At 65.1% G+C, this 24,700-nt stretch carries 17 protein-coding genes; 6 read left to right on the top strand and 11 right to left on the bottom strand.

Annotated features, from left to right (window positions below; all coding sequences use genetic code 11):
• Positions 1–15: 15 nt before the first annotated feature.
• The 5 genes from E3T51_RS03915 to trhO form a co-directional block, all read right to left on the bottom strand.
• Positions 16–3,960, bottom strand: coding sequence for a LamG-like jellyroll fold domain-containing protein (locus tag E3T51_RS03915; RefSeq protein ID WP_241989162.1), 3,945 nt, complete (start codon positions 3,958–3,960; stop codon positions 16–18).
• 133 nt (positions 3,961–4,093) lie between these two features.
• Entirely contained in the window at positions 4,094–4,927 is an 834-nt protein-coding gene (locus tag E3T51_RS03910) for an ABC transporter permease (protein WP_241989161.1), read from the bottom strand.
• Complete coding sequence (locus E3T51_RS03905; RefSeq protein ID WP_134527777.1) at positions 4,924–5,826, bottom strand: ATP-binding cassette domain-containing protein; 903 nt, start codon at positions 5,824–5,826, stop codon at positions 4,924–4,926. Before E3T51_RS03905 ends, E3T51_RS03910 begins: the two co-directional genes overlap by 4 nt.
• A gap of 83 nt (positions 5,827–5,909) precedes the next feature.
• Positions 5,910–7,133: a cysteine desulfurase-like protein gene (locus E3T51_RS03900; RefSeq protein ID WP_134527774.1), complete on the bottom strand. Its 1,224-nt coding sequence runs from the start codon at positions 7,131–7,133 to the stop codon at positions 5,910–5,912.
• 82 nt (positions 7,134–7,215) lie between these two features.
• On the bottom strand, positions 7,216–8,142 hold the full coding sequence (trhO, locus tag E3T51_RS03895; protein ID WP_134527771.1) for an oxygen-dependent tRNA uridine(34) hydroxylase TrhO: 927 nt from the start codon (positions 8,140–8,142) through the stop codon (positions 7,216–7,218).
• 106 nt (positions 8,143–8,248) lie between these two features.
• Between trhO and E3T51_RS03890 the strand changes: the two genes are divergently transcribed.
• On the top strand, positions 8,249–8,770 hold the full coding sequence (locus tag E3T51_RS03890; protein ID WP_134527769.1) for a YbhB/YbcL family Raf kinase inhibitor-like protein: 522 nt from the start codon (positions 8,249–8,251) through the stop codon (positions 8,768–8,770).
• A 95-nt stretch (positions 8,771–8,865) separates the two neighbouring features.
• A complete protein-coding gene (locus E3T51_RS03885) occupies positions 8,866–9,975 on the top strand; it encodes an alpha/beta hydrolase (RefSeq protein WP_241989160.1) in 1,110 nt (369 codons plus the stop codon).
• Here the strand turns inward: E3T51_RS03885 and E3T51_RS03880 are convergent.
• Positions 9,972–10,610, bottom strand: coding sequence for a LysE family translocator (locus E3T51_RS03880; RefSeq protein ID WP_104191424.1), 639 nt, complete (start codon positions 10,608–10,610; stop codon positions 9,972–9,974). The genes E3T51_RS03885 and E3T51_RS03880 overlap by 4 nt on opposite strands.
• Before the next feature lie 131 nt (positions 10,611–10,741).
• On the opposite strand from E3T51_RS03880, the gene E3T51_RS03875 reads away from it, so the two are divergent.
• A complete protein-coding gene (locus E3T51_RS03875; protein ID WP_104191425.1) occupies positions 10,742–11,299 on the top strand; it encodes an acyl-CoA thioesterase in 558 nt (185 codons plus the stop codon).
• 48 nt (positions 11,300–11,347) lie between these two features.
• Here the strand turns inward: E3T51_RS03875 and E3T51_RS03870 are convergent, their stop codons facing one another.
• The 4 genes from E3T51_RS03870 to E3T51_RS03855 all read right to left on the bottom strand — a co-directional run bounded on the left by E3T51_RS03870 (position 11,348) and on the right by E3T51_RS03855 (position 14,885).
• Entirely contained in the window at positions 11,348–11,566 is a 219-nt protein-coding gene (locus E3T51_RS03870; protein ID WP_241989159.1) for a hypothetical protein, read from the bottom strand.
• Positions 11,566–12,492, bottom strand: a complete 927-nt coding sequence (locus tag E3T51_RS03865) for a DUF222 domain-containing protein (RefSeq protein WP_134527763.1) — start codon at positions 12,490–12,492, stop codon at positions 11,566–11,568. The genes E3T51_RS03870 and E3T51_RS03865 overlap by 1 nt, the downstream gene beginning before the upstream one ends.
• Positions 12,493–12,738: 246 nt before the next feature.
• The gene (locus E3T51_RS03860; protein WP_134527761.1) at positions 12,739–13,245 is read right to left on the bottom strand and encodes an SRPBCC domain-containing protein; all 507 of its coding nucleotides are present in this window, start codon (positions 13,243–13,245) and stop codon (positions 12,739–12,741) included.
• Between the two features lie 71 nt (positions 13,246–13,316).
• Complete coding sequence (locus E3T51_RS03855; protein ID WP_134527758.1) at positions 13,317–14,885, bottom strand: phytoene desaturase family protein; 1,569 nt, start codon at positions 14,883–14,885, stop codon at positions 13,317–13,319.
• Positions 14,886–14,991: 106 nt separating this feature from the next.
• Between E3T51_RS03855 and E3T51_RS03850 the strand changes: the two genes are divergently transcribed.
• Positions 14,992–18,738, top strand: a complete 3,747-nt coding sequence (locus tag E3T51_RS03850; protein ID WP_134527755.1) for a choice-of-anchor I family protein — start codon at positions 14,992–14,994, stop codon at positions 18,736–18,738.
• Between the two features lie 64 nt (positions 18,739–18,802).
• Here the strand turns inward: E3T51_RS03850 and E3T51_RS03845 are convergent, their stop codons facing one another.
• Positions 18,803–19,762, bottom strand: coding sequence for a LysR family transcriptional regulator (locus tag E3T51_RS03845; RefSeq protein ID WP_134527753.1), 960 nt, complete (start codon positions 19,760–19,762; stop codon positions 18,803–18,805).
• Positions 19,763–19,919: 157 nt separating this feature from the next.
• On the opposite strand from E3T51_RS03845, the gene E3T51_RS03840 reads away from it, so the two are divergent.
• Together E3T51_RS03840 and E3T51_RS03835 are read left to right on the top strand one after the other, a co-directional pair.
• Positions 19,920–23,501, top strand: coding sequence for a proline dehydrogenase family protein (locus E3T51_RS03840; protein WP_134528532.1), 3,582 nt, complete (start codon positions 19,920–19,922; stop codon positions 23,499–23,501).
• A 121-nt stretch (positions 23,502–23,622) separates the two neighbouring features.
• Positions 23,623–24,645 carry a 3-oxoacyl-ACP synthase III gene (locus tag E3T51_RS03835; protein WP_134527750.1) on the top strand — a complete coding sequence of 341 codons (1,023 nt, stop codon included), beginning with the start codon at positions 23,623–23,625 and terminating at the stop codon, positions 24,643–24,645.
• Positions 24,646–24,700: the final 55 nt, after the last annotated feature.

Below are 24,700 nucleotides of genomic sequence, written 5' to 3'. Positions count from 1 at the left end.
CGGCCGACGCTACGGCTACGGGTCCGTCACCGCGATCGCGGAGAGATCATCAAACGTGACCGTCATCGGTGTCGTGGCTGATCCGCTGTTATACGCGGCGAGACCAATCGATCCGGCCTGCTGCAGGACGGCTGTTGCGTCTGTCCGGCTCAGCGACCAGGTCGATGGCTCTGTGGTGCCCGCAGCCCACACCCTGGCCCGAATCGTCGTCGGTGCCGTCCCGAAAACCTGCAACCGCACGTGCAACTGATCGTTGGTGGCGTAGCTGAGCCCGGCGATAGTGCTCGCCTGCAAGGTGGTGCCGCCGCGCATGAGCTGCAGTTGCACGGCGCCGGTCGCGAGAACTTTGATCCGCGCCCGATAGTCGTTGGTGGCGACGCGCCGGCCGATCAGTGAAACGTAGGTACCGGCTCCGGTCGTGGCCTGTTGCAGTGACGTGGTGACCGTTAGATCGGTGCTCTCCGACGAGACACCGACCAGATAGCCGTTCGCCGTCCCTCCGGCGGCTACGCGCAGGTGAGCGGCGTCAGCAATCACCGAGTAGTTGCTGGCAGTGCCGGTCGTCGTCCACGCGCCTCCGATATCGGCTGAGCCGAGTCCTCGGCTGATTTCGCGAGTAAAGGCATCTGTAGCGATGCCGGCTGGCACCGGCATCGGTGCTGAGACGGTAACGGATCGAGTAGTCGCGTCGGTGGCGCCGTCATTGTCGGTGACGGTCAAGCCGATCGAATAGGTTCCGGCGGCGGCATAGGTGTGCTGCCCGGTACGGCCGTCGCTGACACTACCGTCACCCCACGACCAGGCGAATCCCGTGACGGTCCCATCGGCATCTGCCGACGGCGAAGCGTCCGCTGAGACCGCCAGATGGTCGGAGGTGACAGTGAATGCGGCGGTCGGTGCTTCGTTCTGCGGGACGCTTGTGGCGGATCCCAGCGAGTAGTGCTGCGCGATCACGGCGCCGCTGAGCGGACGGGAATAAACGGCGACATCGTCAATTGTGCCGACGAACCACGGGCTCGACGAGCTCCACGTGTTATCGCCACCAATGCGCCAGTAGCCGGAATACCCCTGGGCGCCCGTTTGCGGATTCGTACCGATGAGAGCGCCATCAACGTAGAGCGCCATTCCATCAGCTGACTGCTGCGCGAGCACATGGTGCGCCGCTCCATCGTTATAGGTGGACTCGGTCACGATGGTGTTGGACTGCCCGGTCCAGGTGCCGAATACCAGGCGACCGTCGTCTTGCAGGTAGACGTGCCGGTCATAGTTGTCCGACAATCCGTTGGAAGCGCTGCCGAATCCGATGATCTTGCCACCCTGCGTCGTCGTTGTGCTGAACCAGGCCTCCAGCGCATAGGTACCGGGAGCATTAATCCGAGTGTCACTGCTGACGATTCCGCCGCCAAACGACGCGGCCGTGTTGCTCGTGCCGCTCAGAAGTCCGGCGGCGCCCAGGCTGACCGGGTCGAAGTAGGTTCCGGGTTGCTCCGAGGCCGATGAGTCGTTCGCTTTCAGACCATTGGCTTCACCCAGACGCCAGTACAAATCGGGTTCCGCACTGTAGACGGCCGCGCCGTAGGCGTCGGTAGGAGCCGAGATGACAGGACTCGTTCGACCGGAGGCGACAAAGTGTGCCACGATCTGCTTCTGCGTGAGGGGCGCGGAGTAGACGGCGACCTGGGCAATGTCGGCGGCGATGAAGGCGCTCAGGGGCTGGCTGGGCCAGCCATTGATACTGTCTCCGCCAATGCGCCAGAAACCCTGGTAGTCCTGACCCGAGGTGACACTGGCGCGCTGCGCGACTTTCTTGCCGTCGATCGACAGCGACATGCCGGAGCTGCCGAGGCTGGCCACTATGTGGTGCCATTGGCCGTCGTTATAGGACGCGGGCGATGTGATCGCCTGCACTCCGCCGGGGTAGACACCGAACCAGACACGACCGCCAGTGTCCATGTAAACATGCCGGTCATAGCCGGTGCTTTGGCCGGTATTGCTGTTGCCGAAACCGATAATCTTGCCGCCCTGTGTGGTGTCGGTTTTCACCCAGGTTTCGACACTGAACGAATTTGACGGGCTCTGGGCGTCGTTGGTGGCGGCGAATCCGGTCGCCGTGCCGTCGAAACGGCTTGCCGTGATGGCAGTGTCTACGATTGCTCCGGGGACGCCGGGGCTGACCCCGGCCTTTCGGGCCAGGTCTGCGCCGCCCGTCCAGTCGAAGGCCGTGGCACCGGTTGCCTCATTTAGCGGCCAATACGATCGCGGGGAATCCCCCAAGACGTTCGCGGAATAGTCGCTGAGAGTGCCGGATGCGATGGTGACGCTGGCCGTTCCACCCGTTTTCGTATTGCCGAACGGGTCAGTGACCCGAATTCGATAGGAGTAGCTCTGCCCTGGGGTGAGTCCGGTGTCGGAGAAGGACAGGGTCGGCCGGTTCCAGTCGGAGGAGAGTCCCTGCATACTGGTGACGGCGACGCCGTCGCGCAGCACCTCATAGGTGAGGTTCTCGTTATCGCGATCGTAGGCCGATTTCCAGCTAAGACGCGCTGTTCCACTCACAAACGAGGCGACCGATGGCACGAACGCCGATGGAGCGAACGAGGCGTTGGCAACACGCGGTCCTTCCTTATTCGGCGCTATGGAAGGCGCAGCGAATCGGGCCAGGCCCTGTTGGCGTTTGTTGTTCACGGTCGTGAACTCTCCGCCATAGAGCAGATACTGGGTATCGGCGGTCACGTGCCACGGACCCTGGCCCTGCCCGGTGAAGCTCCCGGTGTTGATGTCGGGATAAAACGCCAGCAGGTTGGGTCGGGGGGTGCCCTTGAAGTTGTAGTAGCCGTGCTTGTCGGCAGTGATGACGCCGCCGACATCCATGCTGAAGGCAAGGGTGCGGTGGTAGGTCCACGGCTCGGTTTGTTCGAAGCCGTCAATGTTGCCGCAGTAGTGGGCATGCTCGGTCGTGTAGACCTTGTCGCCAGCCGGTACCGCAGAGTAGGTGTCCCCATGGCAGTCTTCGACCCAGATCAGACTGCCATCCTCCCAGCTGGCACGGAATGTTCCTTCAAGGTTGCCGCCGTTCCCAAACACGTAGCCGGTGCCGAACACGCCCTCGGCCGATCCGGTCAGGCTGAGGATGGCCGCCTGGCTGCCACCGTTTCGAATCAGGCCGTTGATCTTCCATGGCAGGGACGCGCCGGTCGTAGCATCGGTTGCGGCCATGCCGTATCCGGGGTTGGAACCGCCGTTATAGGTCGTGAAGGATCCGCCAATGATGACCTTGCTGCCGTCTGGGGAGGCGACGAGGGCATTGATACTGCCGCCGGCCGGCGTGCCCGACCAGGGCACTAGAGCCCCCGTGGAGCCGCTGAAGGCCGCCATCCTGGCGCGGGACTGACCGCTAGCCGACGTGAATGTGCCACCCACGTAGACGCTATTGCCCGTGTAGGTGAGCGCTTTGACGCCCGCGTTTAGAACCGGCGCCCAGCCGGGAACAAGAGCGCCACTTTGTACGTCGAAAGCGGCGACGCGATACCGGCTGACGCCACCGACGCTCGTGAAAGCGCCCCCGGCGAACAGCCGCGACCCGTCGGTCGAGACGGTCAGGGCGCGGACAGCGCCGTTGACATTGGGATTGAAGGAGGCCACGAGAACACCGGTGGTGAGGTTGTAGGCCAGCAGGTTGTTGCGCACGACCTCGTTCACGCCGGCGGCAGCGCCAGCGGGGCGAGAGCGGGTGAACTCGCCTCCGACGTAGACGGTGTCACCGACAATAAGCTGTGCCCAGACGACCCCATTGATTTGCGCGGTGGGGAGCGAGTCGGCCGATACCGTCACGGGAACGGCGGCATCCGCGGGGCGACTATCGGCGATGGCCATTAGGGGCACTGCGAGGACGCTCGCAACGAGTGCCGCAGAAGCGACCACGGCCAAGAACCAATTGCGGGCATAAAGTATCGCGCTCACCAGAGAGTCCTCACTTTGGCTTTCTTCGCAGCCATAGGGTAGCCACCGCACAAATCGGAGCTTAGTGAGGGATTCTCAGGAGCAAACTCCCCCAAACAGGGGGTGGAACGATCCCCTGTTTGAGGGAGTTTGGCTAGGTGACGTCCTTCTTCCAGCTCACGGCATAGCCGATCACGGTCGCGACCAGGGCGTAGCCGAGCAGTACCAGGCCGCCCTGCCACCAGTCCAGGGGCATTGAAGCAGACGGATTCGCGAGGTTCAGAAAGCTCGACCCGACCAGCGCATCACTTGCGGCACCGGGCAGAAAGTTTCCGATTGTCGCGGTGACCTCGAGAAAGGATGCCGCCAGCCGCAGCAGCGGTTCAACGAACTGGGTGAAGGCCAGCACGATCACGATCGAGGCGACCTGGTTTGGCACAAGCACTCCGAGGCCCACGCCGATCGCTGCCCACAGGCCCATGGCCAGCAGGGTGCGGGCGACGAGCAGCCAGGTTTCCGAATCGAGCAGCGAAGCGTCTACCCCGAACGCGCTCAGCACCCCACCACCAATACCAACGGATGCCGCCAGAGCGACGACCCCGAGGCCCGCGCCGACCAGGATCAGCGTCACGGTCTTCGCTCCGAGCACGAGGCCGCGGCGCGGTGTGGCCAGGAACGTGGGCGTGAGGGTCTGGTGACGAAATTCACCGGTCGTCGCAAGGGCACCGAGCAGTACCGGAAAGACGTAGCCGACCGAAGAAGCGAAGCTGTAGATCAGCGCCGGGAGGCTGCCGAGATCGGTGGATCCGCCACCGGTGTTCACGGCATCCGGGCTGATCACACCGGTCTGGATCCCGGCGAACAGTGCCGCGAGGCCGCCGGCCAGCAGGCCGATGTAGCAAAACAGGACGATGGCGAGAATCCACCACAAACGGGTCGTGAAAATCTTGGCGAATTCGGCTGAAACGCACCGCAGGAACATGGTCATAGTGAGCGACTTCCGCCGACGAGGGCGAGAAACGAGTCTTCGAGGCCGGCCTTCTGTCGATGCAGCACGCTCAGTTCGATCCCGGCTTCGAAGGCGAGGTGGCCGAGCCGGGCTGGGTCGCCCGTCGCGGCGAGTAGACCGGTGCGGCCGATCGAGAAGCTGATGCCGGCCGCCGTCAGGGTTGCGGCAAGGTTCTCGCGGTCGGGAGAATCCACGATCGTCTGGGGTGCGGCATCCGTGTCAAGGCTCGACAGCGGGCCGAGATGCACGAGTTCACCGCGGGCGATGATAACGACGTCATCGACGCTCTGCGCAACCTCAAAGAGCAGGTGGGAACTGACCAGAACGGTGCGGCCCTCGGCGGCCATGTCGCGCAGAAACCCGCGGATCCAGCGGATGCCCTCCGGGTCCAGCCCGTTGATCGGCTCGTCGAGCACGAGCACACCCGGGTCCCCGAGCAGGGCGTAGGCCAGGCCGAGGCGCTGGCGCATGCCGAGCGAGTAGCCGCCGACGCGCTGGGCGGCGTGGGCGGCAAGGCCCACCTGGGTGAGCACCTCCATAACGCGGGTGCGCGGCAGTCCGGCGGCGATCGCATAGACGCCAAGGTGGCTTCGGGCGGTACGCCCCGGATGGAAGCTTGCGGCTTCGAGGGCTGCGCCCACCGTTTTGAGTGGATGCGGCAGGTCGCGATAGCGCACGCCGCCGAACGTGGCCGTGCCGCTGCTGGCGGCAACCAGCCCGAGCAGAATGCGCAGGCTCGTGGTCTTACCGGCGCCGTTTGGTCCGAGAAACCCGGTGACCCGCCCCGGCTCAACGGTGAAGGAGAGGCCGTTGACCGCGGCGACCCCACCAAAGTGCTTGCTGATGTTGTGAAATTCGATAACAGCGCCGGCAGACATCCGACTCCCCTCTGTAGTGAGACCAGCCTAGGGCCGGCAGCGCCCATGCATCCGCAGCGAGAGCGGGCTTTCCGGCGACATCGCTACGGCCGTAGAAAATCATTGAGCGCGTCGAGTATCCGCTCGACTTCGTGCGCCGTGGTGTACGGGGCGAGACCGATGCGCAGTCCGCCATCATCGCCCAGGCCGAGGTGCCGACTCGCTTCTCGGGCATAGAACGAACCCGCCGGAGCCAGAATCCCCCGGTCGATGAGAAACGCGGAGGCGGCAGCGGCCGAATGTGTGGCGAAGGTCACCAGAACGGTGGGGGTGCGCTGCGCGGCGCGGGAATGCACGAGCACGCCGGCCAGCGCAGCGAGCCCGACTTCAAGCTGGGCGAGCAATATTGCTTCGTACGCTTCGAGTGCGTGCGAGGACGCCACGAGGCGTTCCCTCCGGGTGGGGGCGGCGGCGCCAGCGGTGGGCGAGCTCGGCACGAGGGCGGCGAGAAAATCAATGGCCGCCGTTACGCCGGCGAGCTGTTCGTAGGGGAGGGTGCCAAACTCGAATCGCTCGGGCACCAAATCGGTCGACGTTGCGAGCTTGTCGGGCCGGATGCCTTCCAAGAGTTCCGGCGCGGCGGCGAGTACGCCGCAATGTGGGCCGAGAAACTTATACGGGGAGCACACGAAGAAGTCGGCGCCGAGCGCCTTGACGTCGACGAGGGCGTGCGGTGTGTAGTGCACACCGTCAACGTAGAGCAGCGCGCCGGCGGCATGCGCCACGTCGGCGATCGCCGCGATCGGTGGGCGCGTTCCAATCAGGTTTGATGCGGCTGTGACGGCAACGAGGCGCGTCGCTGGACCAACGACGGCGGCGAACGCGTCGGCGGATAATTCGCCGGTGGACGGGTCGAAGTCGACCCAGCGCACGGTTGCACCCGTGCGGGCGGCCGCCTGCACCCACGGCCGGATGTTCGAGTCATGATCCAGCCGGGAGACGACGACCTCGTCGCCGGGACCCCACGCGCGGGAGAGATGATGGGAGAAATCGTAGGTGAGTGCTGTCGCGCTGCGCCCGTAGACGATGCCGTCGGGTTTGGCGCCGAGCAGGTCTGCTGCGGCGGTGCGAAACCCGGTCACCGCATCGTCCGCGTTGCGTTCGGGCAGGCTGCCTGTGCCGCGGTTCGAGAGCGGGCGGGTGAGGGTCAGTGCGATCGCCGCGCCGACCTGCCGCGGGGTCTGGGTGCCGCCCGGCCCATCGAAGAAAGCGATGCCGGTGGAGAGGGCGGGAAAATGGGTGCGAACAGCCAGCGCGTCGTAGGTCACACCACGATCCAAGCACAGCGTGTGCCAGCACCGGAACTCTCTACTGATGTTTCGGTGCTGATCGTGCCCGCAATCGGGCCGCTCAGGTTGCGGGCGATGTCTCGATCGCTCGCGACGCATGGGTGGTGCAGGCCGGAGCCGCGGCGGCCACGCAGGTAGCGCACACGACCAGCTGTTCCCGGCAGGAGACGTCGCGGCAGTTGCGCATGTTCGTGGTCGGTGCGGCGCAGACCTGGCAAGTGCCGAGCACGGCAGCGTCGGGAGCGAAGTCGATGGACATCCGCTGGTCGAAGACGTAGAGCGAACCCGACCACAGCCCCTCATTACCGAAAGCCTCGCCGTAACGCACAATGCCGCCGTCGAGTTGATACACCTCGCCGAATCCGCGCGACTTCATCAGGCCGCTGAGCACTTCACAGCGGATGCCGCCGGTGCAATAAGTCACCACCGGCTTGCCCTTGAGATGGTCGTATTTACCGCTGTCGAGTTCGGCCACGAACTCACGCGTGTTCTCCACGTCGGGCACGACCGCATCGCGAAAGTGGCCGATTTCAGCCTCGAACCGATTACGCCCGTCGAAGAAGACCACTTCGTCGCCGCGCTCGGCGACCAGCGCGTTGAGTTCGGCCGGCTGCAGCTTGATGCCGCCCCCCACGACCCCCGCCTGGTCGACGCGCAGTTCGCCGGGCGCACCAAAGCTCACGATCTCATCGCGTACCTTGACCACGAGTTTGGGAAAGTCCAGACTCTGGCCGCTCTCGTCGAGGCCGGTGCCCTCGCTCCACTTGAAATCAATGTTCTTGAACGCGGGGTAGTCGCGGGTCTTACGGATGTACTTCTTGATCGCCGGCAGGTCGCCGCCCACCGTGCCGTTCAGGCCATCCTTCGAGATGAGGATGCGCCCGCGCAGGCCGAGTCCGGCGCACAGGTCGCGCTGCCAGAGCCGCACGGCCTCCGGGTCGGCCAGCGGAGTGAAGATGTAATAGAGCAGAATCTTCGGAATGGCCATGGGCCCATTTTACGGGGGCACCATTGTTACGAGGTGCGCGCTGACGAGGTGCGCGCGTAGGCTGGCCGCACTGATTGTCTCGCAACAGATCGACCGGAGGCCACGCATGACAAAAGACCCACTCGCCCGCTTCGGCGAGGTGCTCCAGTTCTCACTCACGAGCACCGACATGACCGACGGCGGCCCGCTGCGCCCAGCCCAATACAGCGCCGAGGCCGGAGGAGCGGATGTTTCCCCCCAGCTGTCCTGGTCGGGGTACCCGCCCGAAACCCAGAGTTTCGCCCTCACCGTATACGACCCCGACGCTCCGACCGGCTCTGGCTTCTGGCATTGGGCCGTGGCGAACCTTTCGGTTGCGGTGACCAGCCTTCCTTCTGGCGGCGCTCTGCCGGCCGGCGCACTCGTGCTCCCGAACGAGATGCGCCTCACCTCGTTTGCCGGCGCCGCGCCGCCACCCGGTACCGGCACTCACCGCTACCAGTTCATCGTGCACGCCGTCGATGTGCCAACGCTCGACCTCGACCCGCAGTCCACCCCGGGCGTTCTGGGCTTCAACCTGCACTTTCACACGCTCGCGCGCGCGGTGCTGGAAGCGACCGGGATTGCGGGCGGGGCATCCGCTGCGTGAATGTACGGCAAGACCAGCCACCTGAAGCCGAGAGTTACCCCCAAATGGGGTACTTCCCAGCGAGCATTCGGGAGAGTCGACTTAGCCTCGATTAAGTGAGTAGCACTGGTAAACTGATAAATTCCGTTCGTCCCACGCCCCTCCCCGCAGAGCCCCCGACTTCGTCCGGCCCCGCCCGGGTTGAACATTCGGCACGCGCCTGGCTGCACGGCATCCGCTTGCACGCCGACGGGGTAACCGTCGACCGGTCGGCTCATCGGGAGACGGGCATTCGCCGGCTGCCGGTTTGGGCCTGGCGCGCGCTCATGCTGCGACGGGCGACCCCGGTGCATAAATTCAACCTGCATCCGATCGATTCGGTCGAGTATGACCTGGACCTCGACTACGTCGGCGATGGCGAGAAGATTCACCGGCTCGACGTGCTCGCGCCCAAACGCGAACAAGGCGCGGAGCCACTTCCGGTCTACGTGTACTTTCATGGTGGTGGCTGGACCTCGGGCGACAAGGACCCGCTCACCAAATACTGCGCGAGCCAGGCCGCTGCGGGCATGATCGTGGTCAACGCAAACTACCGCATGGCCACCCGGTTTCAACTGAAACACATGTTGCAGGATGGCAACGCGGTGCTCGACTGGGTCGCCCGCAACATCGCCGCTTACGGGGGAGACCCCACCCGCGTCGTGCTCGGCGGCGACTCCGCCGGCGGCCACATCGCGGCGCTGCTCACGGCCGCGGCTTACGCGCCGGAACTCGCCGAGCACTACGGCATTCGCCCGCCGGTCGCGGCGCGTAACCTGCGCGGCCTGGTGCAGCACTGCAGCATCGCCGATTTCTCGGTGCTGTTCGACCGCGGGTTCGTACTGAGCCTCAACTTTGTGCGGATGCTGCTGCCCGAGCGTGGCCGCGGCCTGCACCTGCGCACGGCAGCACGGTTCATGTCACCTATCGAGTGGCTCGACCGGGGCTTTCCGCCGGTTTTCGTCACGACCTCGGAGCGGGACTATTTCTACCGCGCCAACCTCAACTTCATCGAGGCGCTGCGGGCGCGCGCGATTCGCGTCGACACCCTCATTTACGGGCGGCACAGCGTCAATACCAAGCACACCTGGCAGCAGGACGACACGCATCCCGAATCGCAGGAGGTCTACCGACGGCTCGGCGCCTTCGTGCGTGCCGTTGCGCCGCGTGCGGTCGCTGTGAGCTAGGAGCGCGCGCCGGTCGCGGCGAGCACCCCGCCAAGGCTGATCATCATCACGCCACCGGCCGACGACAGGGTCTCGATGCGTTTGGGCGATTTAGCAAACCAGGCCCGTGCAGTGCCGGCGGCAAGAGCCCAGGTACTGTCGCCGAGCAGGGCGAGCACCACGAACACCAGCCCGAGCACCGCGAGTTGCAGAGGCACATCCCCGGCCCGGTAATTCACGAACTGTGGCAGCACCGCGATGAAGAATACGAGCGATTTGGGGTTGCTCAGCCCCACCACGAAGCCCTCGAGCACGAGTCGCCACTTGGTCTTGCGCGTGACCCGGGCCTCGCTCAGCTGGGCGGCCGTACGCCGCTTGCGAATGGCCTGCACCCCGAGATAGATGATGTAGGCCGCGCCGGCGAACTTGACGATCGTGAACAGCAGCACCGACTGGGTCACGATGGCGCCGAGCCCGAGTGACACTGCGACGATCACTGGAATCAGCCCGAGGGCGTTGCCGAGCACGCTGAGAAACCCGCCGAGCCGGCCGAGCGCGAGCGATCGCCCGATCACGAACAGCACGGTCGGGCCGGGAATGACGATGAGCGCGATCGATGCGAGCGCGAACGTCAGCAGGGTGGGTAGGGAAACCATGTCTGAATGTTAGACCGCCGGCGACTGTGGCACATCGTGCACGCACACCCCGCTGGGGTAACGAATGCTGGCGCACAACCACAACAGATAACGCGCCTGCGCGACCGCTTCGCTAGCATCGTGTCGTGCATATGTTCTTCAGAACCCTCCTCCATGCCCTGCTGTCGAAGTTCGGCCCCCGGCTCGGCCACTTCGACGTCGCGCGCACCAACTTCGTGACGATGCCGACCGACCTGGACATTTTGCGGCACATGAACAACGGCGTCTACCTGTCGATCATGGACGTGGCCCGCTTCGACATGCTGCACCGCACCGGCGTCTGGGCCATCTTCCAGGAGCGCGGCTGGTACCCGGTTGTGGTGTCCGAGACCATCAGCTTTCGCAAGTCGCTCACGGTCGGGCAGAAGTTCACGGTGGAGTCGCGCATCCTCGGCTTCGACGAAAAGGCCGTATACGTCGAACAACGCTTTGTACGACCGGATGCCGACGGCTCACCCGAAATCTACTCCCACGGCTACATTCGCGGCCGCTTTCTCAAGCGCACCGGCGGCGTCGTGACGATCGACGAGCTGCTCGCGGCGATCGGTGTCGCCCCCGACGACGTGACGGTGCCCGAGTGGCTGCTCGAGTGGAGCCGCAATGCAGCCTCTCCCGCGACGCGAGCTCCCGCTCCCAGCATCTGGAACTAGCCCTCTGGAACTGGCTAAAACGGTAACCCAACCGAGCCAGGCGTAGTGCTAGGTGCGCCAGTACGGTTCGGGGCTGGGGGTGTTGGCCCGGTGGGTGTGGGCTGGCCGCCAGGTTTGGGTGGGGTCCCATAAGACGGGTCCGCGTATTTGGGGTCTGCCGTTGATCATGCGGATGTTCCAGCCGCTGGTGTCGATGGTGTGGTGGTGGAACCAGCAGAGGAGACAGCCGTTGTCGATGTTGGTCGGTCCGCCCTGGTGGTGAGGCATTACATGGTGGACTTCGCACCAGCGGGCGGGGGTGGTGCAGCCGGGGATGATGCAGCCTTCGTCGGGGGTTCGGTGGGTTCAAATCGGGGCGTGCGGGACCGGGCCGACAGGTACGTGTCGAAGAGGGTGTCCATGATGCCACGTAGTTCCGGGGTGACGTCAGCCCGCAGCGGATAGAGCCCGTTGCGCAGCAGCCCAAACGTCAGAGAGCTTCTCGCTTCGACGAGGTCGTCGGTGGGGGCGGTACCGTCCGGGTCGAGCCGCCCTTGCCATTCCAATGCTTGTGCCCGCAGCAGGTCGGGCGCGAAGCGGATACCGGCCCCGGGCAGCCCGGCCGATTCCGGGGTGATCGCTCCGGTCGCCGACGCGACCAGGGCGCGTTCGACGTAGTCGAGGTCGTCCTGCATGACTTTTCCGTGCAGCGCGGTGAGGGTGGTGGCGATGATTTCGGCCGACTCCACCCCGAGCTCCCCGCTGGTGAGGCCGTCGGCAATGACCGGGTAACGCGCTGGCACGGGCAGGCCCATCGGGGTGCGGTCCACCGCGGTCTCACCCAGCTTCAGGCGGCGTTTGGCTTCGCGGCCGGAGATGCCGGCGAGTTGGGTGATGAATTCGACCCGGTTGCGGCATCCGTTTTTGTAGGCGAGCGAGCCGTTGCCGAGGTCGGTTTCGGCGCGGACACCAATGTCGGTGGTGGCTCGTAGCCTGGCACCATCAACCTTGCGGCCCAGCTCCTCCAACGCCGCCAGGACCGCGACAGCCTCGCAGTCATCGAGCTGACCAAACCGTGTTCCGTCTAAAACAGACCCCAGCAAAGCGCCAGCCTGACCAATGACCAAAACCCGAGAACCCTCGGGTTCCGGCACAGAGCCGGTGGCGGCGGGCGGGGCGGTGAGGGTCATGGCGTCGGTGCCTCCTTCACCCATAATTATAGCCTAAAACGCTCATGAAAGCGAGAAAAACTCAGTAGGAAGTGAATGCGGATCAGAAGTTTCTTCTCATCAGCAAGCGCGGGGAAGAGAACGCTTCAACCATGCTGAAGCAACCGATTTCCGACTCTCGCAAAGCTGGGCGAACCGCCCTGTTGTCAGTGTGAGGTGGGAATACGCAGCACGAACTCCTCCCTCGACCCAGCACTACGGCGGGTCGACGGAGGCGCAAGTCCCGGCGAATCAGGCGGTGCGCACCGGAATGATGAGGTCCTTGTAAAACTGGGCGTGCGCGGGGTAGTAGTGCTCCCACGCCGGTACTGGCAGGCCGGCGCGCGAGGCGACCAGGCGATCAAGGTAGTAGTCCCAGCCGGGACCGACCGTGGAGGCCTCGGACGCCGAACGAAGCCGCTGCCCGAAGGTGAGGTTGGTCATGCCGTCACCCTCGACCAAGTGGAACATGGCGCGCCAGGAGTCTTCGCCCTCGCCGAAATCGCCGTTGAAGCGGTGCGGAGCCTGGCATTCCCGAATGCTCACGTACTCCCACTTGGCGTCGGGCTCCGCCGTCATCTTGAATTTAACGGCGCCGGTAGCTGGCGAACCTGTATACGTGCCGATCCACTTCTCAAGTTCGGCGGGACGGGTCATGCTTGCCCACACCTTTTCGATGGGCGCGTTGAACAGCCGATTGAACATGAGATACAGGCCGTCTTCGCGGTGAACGAGACGTCCGGTGGGCCTGGCTGACATGGTGACCTCCACTTTGAGTGAAACGCGAGTCTTAACTCAGGCTAGGCCACTTTGCGCGCCCCGGCTATACGTCAGAATCCCTCCAGAACGGCCATGGCGGCGTTGTGACCGCCGAGCCCGCTGACCCCGCCGCCACGCCGGGCTCCGGCGCCGCAAACCAGAATGCGCGGATACCCGGTGGCGACTCCCCAGCGCTCGGCGGGGGTGGCGCGCGGCTCATCGTCTTCCAGAAACGGCCACGTCAACTTGCCGTGGAAGATGTTGCCGCCGGGCAGATTCAGGGCGTGCTCGAGGTCGAGCGTGGTCTTGGTTTCGATGCAGGGGAGACCGGCGGCATCCGTCTCTAACAGCGCTTCGATCGGCTCGGCGAGCACCGAATTGAGCGATCGCAATACGGCCGCCTGCAGGAGCGCCCGCATCTGGTCGTTGTTCTCCTCGGTGAGCGCGCGATTCGGGGTGTGCAGGGCGAAGACGGTGAGGGTGTGTGCTCCGGCTGCGGCGAGCTGTGGCGAGAGGATGCTCGGATCGGACAGCGAATGACAATAGATCTCGCACGGCACCAGCTCGGGAACCTCGCCCAAAACCGCCTGCTCGTAGGCGGTTTGCAGTTGCCGGTAGCTCTCGTTGATGTGAAACGTGCCGCCGAACGCGGCCTCTGGCGACACGCTCGCGTCTTTCAACCGTGGCAGCCGGGTCAGCAGCAGGTTGACCTTCACCTGCGCGCCCTCCGGCTTTATTGCTCCACCGGATGCCTCGCCGCCATTGCCCAGCAACTCCCCAAGCACCCACGGCGCCACATTTGCCAGAACCACTGCGCCGTTGGCCGTCATGATGCGGTCGTTCTGGCGGTACTCGACAGCTCCGTCGGGGGTGATCGACGTGACGTCGGCACCGACCTCCAGCCGTGCGCCGGCCTCGCGAGCCGCCCGTTCAAGTGCCCCGGTCACGGCGCCCATGCCACCGATCGGCACGTCCCAGTCCCCGGTTCCATTGCCGATCACATGGTAGAGAAAGCAGCGGTTGGCATCGAGGCTCTCGTCGTCGAGGCTCGTGAAAGTGCCGATCAGGCCGTCGGTGGCCACCACACCGCGCACAAGGTCGTTGGTGAAGCGCTGGGTGATCACGCCGCCGAGGGGCTGCTCGATGAGTGCGGTCCAGAGCGCGTCGTTGTCGACCAGCCGTTTCGCCTCCGAGCGGGTGAGCAGCGGTTCGCACACCGTGGGAAACAAGGAGCGAGCCAGCCGGGAGGTGTCATCGTAGAAGGCGTTCCAGGTGTCGAAATCGGCAGCTGCACCGATGCCGATGAACGCTGCTCGGGTCGACTCGGCATTATCGTTGTCCACCAGGAGGCCGCTATCGGAGAGCCCCGGTGTGTAGGACGAGTACCTCCGCCGGACCAGTTCGATATCCAGGCCCAGTTCGCGGATGATTCTGGTCGGCAACAGGCTCACCAGGTAGGAGTAGCGCGAGAGGCGCGCATCGACGCCGGGGAAGGTGTTCGCTGAAATGGCGGCACCGCCGACCTGTGGCTCGCGCTCGAGTACGAGCACGCTGCGGCCCGCCTGGGCCAGATAGGCGGCGGCGACGAGGCCGTTGTGGCCGCCACCGATGATCACGACGTCGTGTGTGGGTTCGCTCATGACCCGAGCCTATCGAGGGCTTAGAGACACCCTGCATTCATCTGCGAGACACCTGTGCCCGCTACACAGTCAGGTATTCAATGTCTGTTCCCAGGAGGATCACCGCATGCGCGCCTTTCGACGCCCCGCACGACGCCGAATTCCCATCGTCACCATGGCGGCCGTCGCTGCCTGCGCCGCGCTCGCGGCCGCGCCCCTCGTGTCGGCGGTGCCGACGGCATCCGCTGCCATCGTCACGGCGCCCATCACCGCGAACGGAACCGACCCCTACTTCGAGATGGCGCCGCTCGGCAGCTACGAGACCGGCACGTTCGACAAGTCGGCCGCCGAAATCGTCACGTACCACGCCGGCAGTGAGCGACTCTTCGTGGTCAACGCCGAACTTGGTGCGGTCGACGTGCTCGATATTGCCGTCCCGACTGCGCCGACCAAACAGTTTGCGCTCAGCGCCGTGGGTGCGCTTATCGACGGTGGTGGAACCATTCCGGCCGGTGCGGTTGCCAACTCGGTAGCCGTGCGCGCCGACGGCCTCGGTGCCATCGCTATCGAATCGCCCACCAAAACGGATGCCGGCTGGCTCGTCTTCTTCGACGCCGCCGCAGCGGCGCCCAAAATTCTCGGCGCCGTCACGGTTGGCGCCCTGCCCGACATGGTCAGCATCTCAGCCGACGGCAAGTATGCCGTTTCCGCCAACGAGGGCGAGCCGAGCGACGACTTCAGGATCGACCCCGAGGGCTCAGTCAGCATCGTTTCACTGCCCGGAAGTATTTCCGTGCCCGCTTCGACGGACGTCGCGACCGCCGACTTCAATGACTTCGAGGCCGGCGGCTCGAAGACGCTCGGCGTCGACGTACGCGTCTTCGGACCGACCATCGGCACGGACTTTCCCGTCTCGAGAAACCTCGAACCCGAGTACGTCGCCATCGACGGTGACAGCGGCACGGCCTACGTAGCGCTGCAGGAGGCCAATGCGGTCGCCGTCGTGGATCTTTTGACCGCCACAGTCACCTCCGTTCGGGCGCTCGGCTTTCAGGACCACGGCCTCGTCGGCAACGGTATCGACGCCTCCGACCGCGACCCCGAGGACGCGCCGACGGTCAACATTAAGACCTACGAAGGCCTCAAGGGCATGTACATGCCCGACGGCATGAACGCCTATACGGCGACGGATGCCACTACCGGCACCGACGCGACCTACCTGGTCACCGCCAACGAGGGTGACGCCCGCGAGTGGGGCAGCTACGTCGAGGGTGATCGTGCCAAGAACCTCACGATCTGCGCCGATAGCCCGCTGTTCGGCCTCAACACTGATGCCGCCCTGGGTCGCCTGAATGTGACCAAGGAAAACGGATTCAACACTGTCGGCAACTGTTACGACGAGCTCTACGCCTTCGGCTCGCGCTCCTTCTCGATCTGGAACACCGACGGCACGCAGTCCTTCGACTCCGGAGACGACTTCGAACGCATCACCGCTGCGGTGAACCCCGCGTACTTCAACTCCACCCACAGTGAGTCCAACCTCGAGGGTCGCAGCGACGACAAGGGCCCGGAGCCGGAAAACCTCGCCATCGGCGCCATCGACGGCCGCACCTACGCCTTTATCGGCCTCGAACGGGTCGGCGGCATCATGGCCTACGACATCACGGACCCGACTAACGCCCAGTTCGTGACCTACCTCAACAACCGCAATTTCGCGGTGTCGATGGAAGACTCGGTCACGGCCGGAACCGGTGCGACCGACCTGCCGTTGGCTGGCGACCTCGGTCCAGAGGGCGTCACGTTCATCTCCGCAGTAGACTCACCCACCGGCGAGCCGATGCTCGCCGTCGGCAATGAGGTCTCCGGAACCACCACGATCTTCTCGATCAACACCATTCCCACCGAGATCCAGGTGCTCGGCATCAATGACTTTCACGGTCGGCTCGAAGCCAACGCCAGAAACCAGGAGGCCGGCGCTGCCGTGCTCGCTGGAGCCGTCGCGCAGCTGAAGACCGAAAACCCGAACACACTGTTCGTCTCCGCGGGCGACAACATCGGCGCCTCCACCTTCACGTCGTTCTCACAGCAGGATGAACCGACCATCGACGCCCTCCTCGCGGCCGGGCTGGACGCATCCGTTGTGGGAAACCACGAGTTCGACGCGGGCTGGGACGACCTTAAGAACCGGGTCAGGTCATCGTTTGGTGACCCGCGTTATGCGCTCGGCGCCAACGTCTACCTGAAGGGCACGAAAACTCCCGCCCTGAGTGAGTACTGGGTGAAAGAGGTCGACGGGATACGGGTCGGTTTCATCGGCACCGTCACCGCGCAGACCGCTTCGATGGTCTCCCCGGCCGGCATCGCCGACATTGAGTTCGGCGACCAACTCGAAGCCGCCAACCGGGTGGCCGCGCAGTTGCAGGACGGCAGTACGGGCAACGGCGAAGCCGATGTCATAGTGCTGCTCACCCACGAGGGTGGCGTCGGAACCGACTGCGCCGCGATCGGCGCCGCGGACACCCTGTACGGCGGTCTGATTCGCGGTGCATCGGCGAATATCGACGCGATCCTTTCCGGCCACACCCACGCCACCTACAACTGCTCCTACCCGGTCGACGGCTGGACCGACGGGCTCGAACGCCCGGTGATGCAGAGCGGCCAGTACGGAATGAACCTCGACCGGGTGAACATCGCGGTCGACCCGGCCAGCAAGGCGGTCCTCTCGCTGACCAGCTCCCTCGTTGATCTGCACAACGGCACGACCGGCCTGTTCCCGGCCGACCAGACCGTGGCGCAGATCGTAGCGGATGCCAAGGCCCAGGCCGATATCGTTGGCTCGGTCGAAGTCGGTGCCATCAGCGCCGACATCACCCGGGCCTACAAGGGGGTGGCAGAAGATCGCGGTTCAGAATCGACCCTTGGCAACCTTGTCGCTGACATTCAGCTCTGGGCTACCTCGAACGCGGACTTCGGCGGCGAGCCGGCCGAGATCGCATTCATGAACCCCGGCGGTGTGCGCACCGACCTCAGCTTCGGCGAAGACGGAAAGGTGACCTACAAGGAGGTCGCCACCGTGCAGCCGTTCGCCAATACCCTCGTCACGATGGACCTCACGGGAGCCCAGCTGCGCGCGGTGCTCGAGGAGCAGTGGCAGCCCAGCCGCTCGAAGCTGCACCTCGGTGTCTCGGAGGGCTTCAGCTACCTCTACGAGCCCGACGCCGCACCGGGTGAGCACATTGTCGGCATGTCCCTGAACGGTGTGGCGATCTCCCCGGCCGAGGTCTTCCGTGTCACGACAAACTCATTCCTGGCCACGGGCGGCGATAAATTCACGACCTTCGCCGCCGGAATCAACGCTACGGATACTGGCCAGGTCGACCTCGCGGCGACTGTCTCGTACTTCGAGCAGCACGCGCTCGTCGACCCGGCACCGCTTGGCCGCGCAGTGCTGGCGGGCACCGACTGGGCCAGCGTCGAGGTCGGCGACGCCGTGTTCACCCCGGGCGAGCGCGTGACCATCACGGTCTCCGGGCTGAACCCCGTCCAGGAGATCACCGGCACGCTCTACTCCACACCGGTGAACCTCGGCACCTTCACGGCCAACGCCGCTGGAATTGCCACGTTCTCGGCGGTGATCCCGGCTAACACGCCGATCGGGGCGCACACGCTCGTGATCACCTGCATCGGTCTCGAGCCGATCAGCATCGCGGTCTCCGTCGTTGCGGCCGGGTCCGCGGGCGCGGGAACAAGTGGCTTGAGCGCCATCCCGGCGCTCGGTGCCTCACTCGCCCCGGCCGGCCTCGCCGCGGTACTTTTACTGCTCGGCGGCGGCTTGATCCTGGTTCGTCGCAAGCGCCAGGCCCTGTCGGCCTAGCGTTCTAGAGACGGATGCCCCGGCTCTCGCGGCCGGGGCATCCGTCTGTTATTTAGCGGGCGTGTCACACCGGCGCGAGCGGCTCGAACGGGCGCGGCGGCTCGAGCGGGTCGGATTCGGTGAGCTTGGCCACCTTGCTCACCGCTCGATCGAGGGCTTTGCGCACCACGACCACACCGGGGCGCTGCGCACTCGACCGACGCGCGGCCGAAAACAGGGTGCGATGGGGTGTGCCCGGCAGATCATGCAGCTGCACGGCCGGCATGCGACCGGCCCAGACCAAATCGGGCAGAATCCCGACGGCATTGCCCGATTCAATCAAGCGGATGTGTGCGATCAAATCGGCGGTCTCAAACCGAACGTCGGGTTCGAACCCGGCCGAACGGCACAGCTGCGTGGCCCACTGGCGCGAGGCCGTGCCGACCGGTTCCATCACCCAGGGCAGGCCAGCCGTGTCCTCGAGCGTGCCGGCGGTAACGCGGGAGTTCTCCGCTGGAGGCACCGCGAGCCGCAACGCATCCGTCGCAAGGTTGACCCGGTCGAGGTCGGGCCAGTGCGCCCGGGTATGGCCGGGATACTGCTCGGCCAGCACGAGGTCGAAGTCCCGTGCCGCGACCTCGAACAGGCCGCGCTCGGGCTCACGCTCGGTCACTTCGACCCGCAGCGCTGGAAACTCTGCGGCAAGAAAGGTCAGGGCGCGCGGAATCACGGCGAGGGCCGCCGACTGGAACACGGCCACCCGCACGGTGCCCGACACGGTCGTCGTGCTGGCACGCAGGTCGGCCTCGGCGAGCTCAAGCCGCTCCAGCAGATGCGTGGTGTGCTCGACCAGGATCTCGGCCTGCGGTGTGAGCTGCACCCGGCGGCCCACCTTCTTGAGCAGCACGACGCCGGCCTCTTTCTCCAGCAGCGCAAGCTGTTGCGACACCGCCGACGGGCTGTACGCCAGAGCTGCGGCAACCCCGGCCAGGGTGCCGCGAATTTTCAGTTCACGCAGCAGCCGCAGCCGCCTGACATCCAGCATTTGCTACTCCCTACACCCATCAGCCCACCGAAAACCGAACCATTAGAAATTGTAACGAATACCCTGCATAAACAATTGCTTTTGCTAAATATAGGCTGGTCCCAGACTTGTTACACCAGAGCACCCCATCCGCGAACGAAAGACTAGTCTCGTGACCATGACCAACGCCTCCACCCGCCCCACCAACGAGGATTTCAGTACGGAGGTCGTTGCGCTCGTTAAGAAATGGCTCGACGAAAGCGCCACCATCCCAGCGGATGCCGCGGCCGAGCGGCTTGCCGGCGTGCTGAAGGACCCGAACGGCCTCGACTTCACTGTCGGTTTCGTGGACGGCGTCATGCGACCCGAAGACAAGATGGTCGCCGGCTACAGCCTACAGAAAGTGGCTAAGAAGGCACCCGGCTTTCTGCCGGTGCCCATGCGCGCGGCCATCGGGCTCGGCGGCATCCTCGGTCCGGTGCTGCCCTGGGTAGTCATCCCCGCCGCCCGTACGGTGCTTCGCCAAATGGTCGGCCACCTTGTCGTCGACGCCACCCCCGACAAGCTGGGGCCGGCACTGGCTCATTTGAAAGAGAGCGGCAACCGCCTCAACATCAACCTGCTCGGCGAATCGGTGCTCGGCGAGAAGGAAGCGCTCGAACGTCTCGAGGGCACCAAGCGCATCCTCGAACGCCCAGACGTCGACTACGTCTCGATCAAGGTGTCGTCGATCGCCAGCCAGCTGTCGATGTGGGCCTTCGACGAGACCGTCGCCCGGGTGATCGAACGGCTGACGCCGCTCTATGAGTTCGCCGCGGCATCCGGCACCCCGAAATTCATCAACCTCGACATGGAAGAGTACCGCGACCTCGATCTCACCATCGCGGTGTTCGAGGGGCTGCTCGACCAGCCGCAACTTGCAAAGCTTGAGGCCGGCATCGTGCTGCAGGCCTACCTGCCCGACGCCCTGAGCGCCATCCAGGGCCTGACCCACTGGGCCCAGAACCGCCGCGCAGCCGGGGGAGCTGCCATCAAGGTGCGTCTCGTCAAGGGCGCCAACCTCGCCATGGAGCACGTCGACGCCGCCGTGCACGACTGGCCGCTCGCCACGTTCTCGAGCAAGCAGGACAGCGACACCAACTACAAGCGGGTGCTCAGCTGGGCGCTCACCCCGCAGAACACCGACGCCGTCAAACTCGGCATCGCCGGCCATAACCTGTTCGACGTGGCCTGGGCGCATCTGCTCAGCGTCGCCCGTGGCGTCGATGACCGGGTCGATTTCGAGATGCTGCTGGGCATGGCCACCGGCCAGGCCCAGGCCGTGCGGCAGGACGTCGGGCAGCTGCTGCTCTATACCCCCGTCGTCGATCCCTCACACTTCGACGTGGCGATCAGCTACCTCATTCGCCGCCTCGAAGAAAACGCGAGCCAGGAGAACTTCATGTCGGCCGTGTTCGAGCTGACCAGCAGCCCGGAGTTGTTCAACCGCGAAAAGGCCCGTTTTCAGGCCTCCCTCGACGCGCTCGACGACCGGGTTCCGGCCCCGAATCGCGTGCAGGACCGCTCGAGCAGCTTTGACCTCGATCGCCTAGCCGCCGCTCAACCGGATGCCCGCAGCCAGGGCATCGAGGCTGCCCCCGAGGCCGACCCGCAGCTGACCGAAGCCCTGCTCGGCATCACCCGCGGCTCGGTGCCCGTGCACTCGAGCTTCCGCAATGAGCCGGACACCGACCCGTCACTGCCCGCAAACCGGGCCTGGGGCCGGCGCATCCTGGCCCGCGCCGACGCATCCGTTCTCGGCACCGACACCATCGAGGCCGCCGCGGTTCCAAACGAGGCCGCGCTGAACACGATCATTGACGGTGCCTTGACCGCCGGAGTCGCCTGGGGGCAGAAAACCGGCGCCGAACGCGCTGCCGTGCTGCACCGCGCCGCCCTCGCGCTCGCTGCCAACCGCGATCGCCTGATCGAGGTCATGGCGAGCGAGTGTGGCAAGACCATCACGGAGGGTGACGCCGAGGTGAGTGAAGCCATCGACTTCGCCAACTATTATGCCGAACGAGCCAAGGACCTCGACCGCGTGCAGGGCGCCATCTTCGTGCCCTCCAAACTCATCGTGGTCACCCCGCCGTGGAACTTCCCGACCGCCATCCCGGCCGGTGGAATGCTCGCCGCCCTCGCCTCCGGTGCTGGCGTCGTCGTCAAACCCGCCACCGTAGCCCAGCGCACCGGTGCCGTCGTCGTCGAGGCGCTCTGGGAAGCAGGCATTCCGCGTGAACTTCTCGCGCTCGTCAACCTGCCTGACCGGGACCTCGGGGCCAAGCTCATCGCTCACCCCGCGGTCGACCGGGTCATTCTCACCGGCGGTTACGAGACGGCCGAGCTGTTTCGCTCGTTCCGCCGGGACCTCCCGCTGCTCGCCGAAACCAGCGGCAAGAACGCCATCATCGTCACCCCCTCGGCCGACTTCGACCTCGCCGCCGCTGACGTCATCAAGAGTGCTTTCGGCCACGCCGGCCAGAAGTGCTCGGCCGCGAGCCTTGTCATTTTGGTCGGATCGGTCGCAAAGTCGGAGAGGTTCCTCGGCCAGCTGGTCGACGCCGCGACCTCGATCAAGGTCGGACCGGCCAGCGATCCGGTCACCCAGATGGGCCCGATCATGTCACCGGCCGACGGCAAACTGCTGCACGCGCTGACCACCCTCGGTGCGGAAGAGAAGTGGCTGGTGGAGCCGAAGCAGCTTGATGAAACCGGCAAACTCTGGTCGCCTGGCATTCGCACCGGCGTCGCACCCGGATCGTATTTTCACCTCACCGAGTTCTTCGGCCCGGTTCTCGGCGTGATGCACGCGCGCAATCTGGAAGAAGCCATCCGCTTTCAGAACGCCGTCGACTATGGCCTGACCACGGGGCTGCACTCGCTCGACGCCGACGAACTGGCCCTTTGGGTCGACACCGTTGAGGCCGGAAACCTGTACGTCAACCGTGGGATCACCGGCGCCATCGTGCAACGTCAGCCCTTCGGTGGCTGGAAGCGCTCCGCGGTGGGCGCGGGCACCAAGGCTGGCGGACCGAACTACCTGCTCGGTCTCGGCAGCTGGGTCAACGAACCGGGCCGCAACAGCTCGACGCTGCACCTGCGCGGTCTCGAGCAGCGCGTCACCGACATCATCGAGGCCAGCCAGCCGTTTCTCGACTACGCCGACTTCGACGTGCTGCGCCGCTCCGCGGTGAGCGACGCCCTCGCCTGGCGCGAGGAGTTCAATGTCGTGCGCGACGCGACCGGCCTCGGCGTGGAGCGCAACCTGTTCCGCTACCGCGCGCTGCCGGTCACCGTGCGCCTGACCGAAACCGGCACGCTCGCCCAGCTGCTGCGCGTGATCGCCGCCGCGACCCTGTCAACGTCGCGCTTCGACGTGTCCAGCACCATTCCGGTGCCACCGGCCGTGCGCAATATCCTCGCCGAGCGCGAGATTTTGGTGGTCATCGAGAGCGACGAGGAGTGGCTTGCTCGGGCTCGCTCGGGCGCGATCACGGCCAGCCGCGTGCGCCTCATCGGCAGTGACCCGGTGCTGGGTGCGGCGGAGGCGGCATCCGCTCTGGCTGAGGCAACGAACGGCAGCCCGGACATTGCCCTGTATTCCAACGCTGTCACCCAGGCCGGCCGTATCGAGGTGCTGCCGTTCCTGCGCGAACAGGCCATCTCGATCACCGCGCACCGGTTTGGCAACCCGAGCACGCTCTCGGAGGGAGTGATCTGAGGAACGGCCTGTGCGCCTTCACTGGGCGCACAGGCCGCGTGCGGTTGGCATTCAGTTTAATGGGGCAAACTCATAGGGGACGTATGATTACCGCTGTCCACAATTTGACAGGGGTTGACGCTTGAACGGGAACGCGACGACGACACATCGGAACGTCGCTTTGCTGTCGGTAGCCAGTCTCATGGCGCCCCTCGTTACGACGTCCGAAGAAATCGACCGGCGTTTAAAGCCTGTTTTGACGCGGCTCAAGCTGCCCACCGGGTTGCTGCAGCGCGTGGCCGGTGTCTACGAGCGACGCAACTGGGGCCCGAACGAGACCTTTGACGACGCCGCGGTCAAGGCCGGTGAGATCGCGCTCCGGGAGGCGGGCATCAAGGCGAGCGATGTCGGCCTGCTCATCAACACTTCGGTCACTCGCAAACACCTTGAACCCTCGGTCGCCGTGCGCATCCACCACGGACTCGGCTTGCCGTCGTCGGCGATCAACTTTGACATTGCAAACGCGTGCCTCGGTTTCGTCAACGGCATGACTCTGGCAGCGCAGCTCATTGACTCCGGGCAGATCAAGTACGCGGTGATCATCGACGGCGAAGACGCCGATGAGATTCAGGCCAACACAATCGAGCGCCTCGGCCGCCCGGGCATCAAGCGCAAAGACTTCATGAGCGAGTTTGCGAGCCTCACCCTCGGTTCCGGCGCAGCCGCAGCGGTGCTCGGCCCGGCGGATGCCCACCCCGCTGGACACCGCATCCTCGGCGGTGTCACCCGCGCGGCAACCCAGTTCAACGACCTGTGCGTCGGCAGTGTTGACGGCATGTTCACCGACGCGAAAGCGTTGCTCCGGGGCGGTATGGAACTCGTTGTTTCAGCCTGGACCGAAGCTAAACGGGACTGGAGCTGGTCAAACATGGATCGCTACATCCTGCATCAGGTCTCAAGCGTGCATACCAACGCCATCGTCAAGGCCACAGGCATGGACAAGACCAAGATTCCGCTGACCTTTCCCACCCTCGGCAACGTTGGCCCGGCGTCCATTCCGATCACGCTCGCGCAGGAGGCTCCGACGCTGCAGTCGGGCAACCGGGTGCTGCTCATGGGCGTCGGCTCCGGCCTGAACACCGCCATGATGGAACTCGTTTGGTAATGGTGGGTGTCCGACACCACCGTCGAATTCTGCGGGGTGCCAACTTGGGCCCCAT

This window comes from Cryobacterium serini (assembly GCF_004404025.1).
Classification (GTDB): Bacteria; Actinomycetota; Actinomycetes; order Actinomycetales; family Microbacteriaceae; genus Cryobacterium; species Cryobacterium serini.
Note: the sequence above shows the minus strand (reverse complement) of the source record. Positions and strands in the feature narration are given on the sequence as shown.

Bases quoted from the DNA above. Each gene is read 5' to 3' on its own strand.
- E3T51_RS03860 (WP_134527761.1), bottom strand. From the start codon at position 13,245: ATGTCAGCCAGGCCCACCGGACGTCTCGTTCACCGCGAAGACGGCCTG.
- E3T51_RS03865 (WP_134527763.1), bottom strand. From the start codon at position 12,492: ATGGGTGAAGGAGGCACCGACGCCATGACCCTCACCGCCCCGCCCGCC.
- E3T51_RS03905 (WP_134527777.1), bottom strand. From the start codon at position 5,826: ATGTCTGCCGGCGCTGTTATCGAATTTCACAACATCAGCAAGCACTTT.
- trhO (WP_134527771.1), bottom strand. From the start codon at position 8,142: ATGGCCATTCCGAAGATTCTGCTCTATTACATCTTCACTCCGCTGGCC.
- E3T51_RS03910 (WP_241989161.1), bottom strand. From the start codon at position 4,927: ATGACCATGTTCCTGCGGTGCGTTTCAGCCGAATTCGCCAAGATTTTC.
- E3T51_RS03875 (WP_104191425.1), top strand. From the start codon at position 10,742: ATGTTCTTCAGAACCCTCCTCCATGCCCTGCTGTCGAAGTTCGGCCCC.
- E3T51_RS03840 (WP_134528532.1), top strand. From the start codon at position 19,920: ATGACCAACGCCTCCACCCGCCCCACCAACGAGGATTTCAGTACGGAG.
- E3T51_RS03845 (WP_134527753.1), bottom strand. From the start codon at position 19,762: ATGCTGGATGTCAGGCGGCTGCGGCTGCTGCGTGAACTGAAAATTCGC.
- E3T51_RS03890 (WP_134527769.1), top strand. From the start codon at position 8,249: ATGACAAAAGACCCACTCGCCCGCTTCGGCGAGGTGCTCCAGTTCTCA.
- E3T51_RS03850 (WP_134527755.1), top strand. From the start codon at position 14,992: ATGCGCGCCTTTCGACGCCCCGCACGACGCCGAATTCCCATCGTCACC.
- E3T51_RS03855 (WP_134527758.1), bottom strand. From the start codon at position 14,885: ATGAGCGAACCCACACACGACGTCGTGATCATCGGTGGCGGCCACAAC.
- E3T51_RS03880 (WP_104191424.1), bottom strand. From the start codon at position 10,610: ATGGTTTCCCTACCCACCCTGCTGACGTTCGCGCTCGCATCGATCGCG.
- E3T51_RS03870 (WP_241989159.1), bottom strand. From the start codon at position 11,566: ATGCCTCACCACCAGGGCGGACCGACCAACATCGACAACGGCTGTCTC.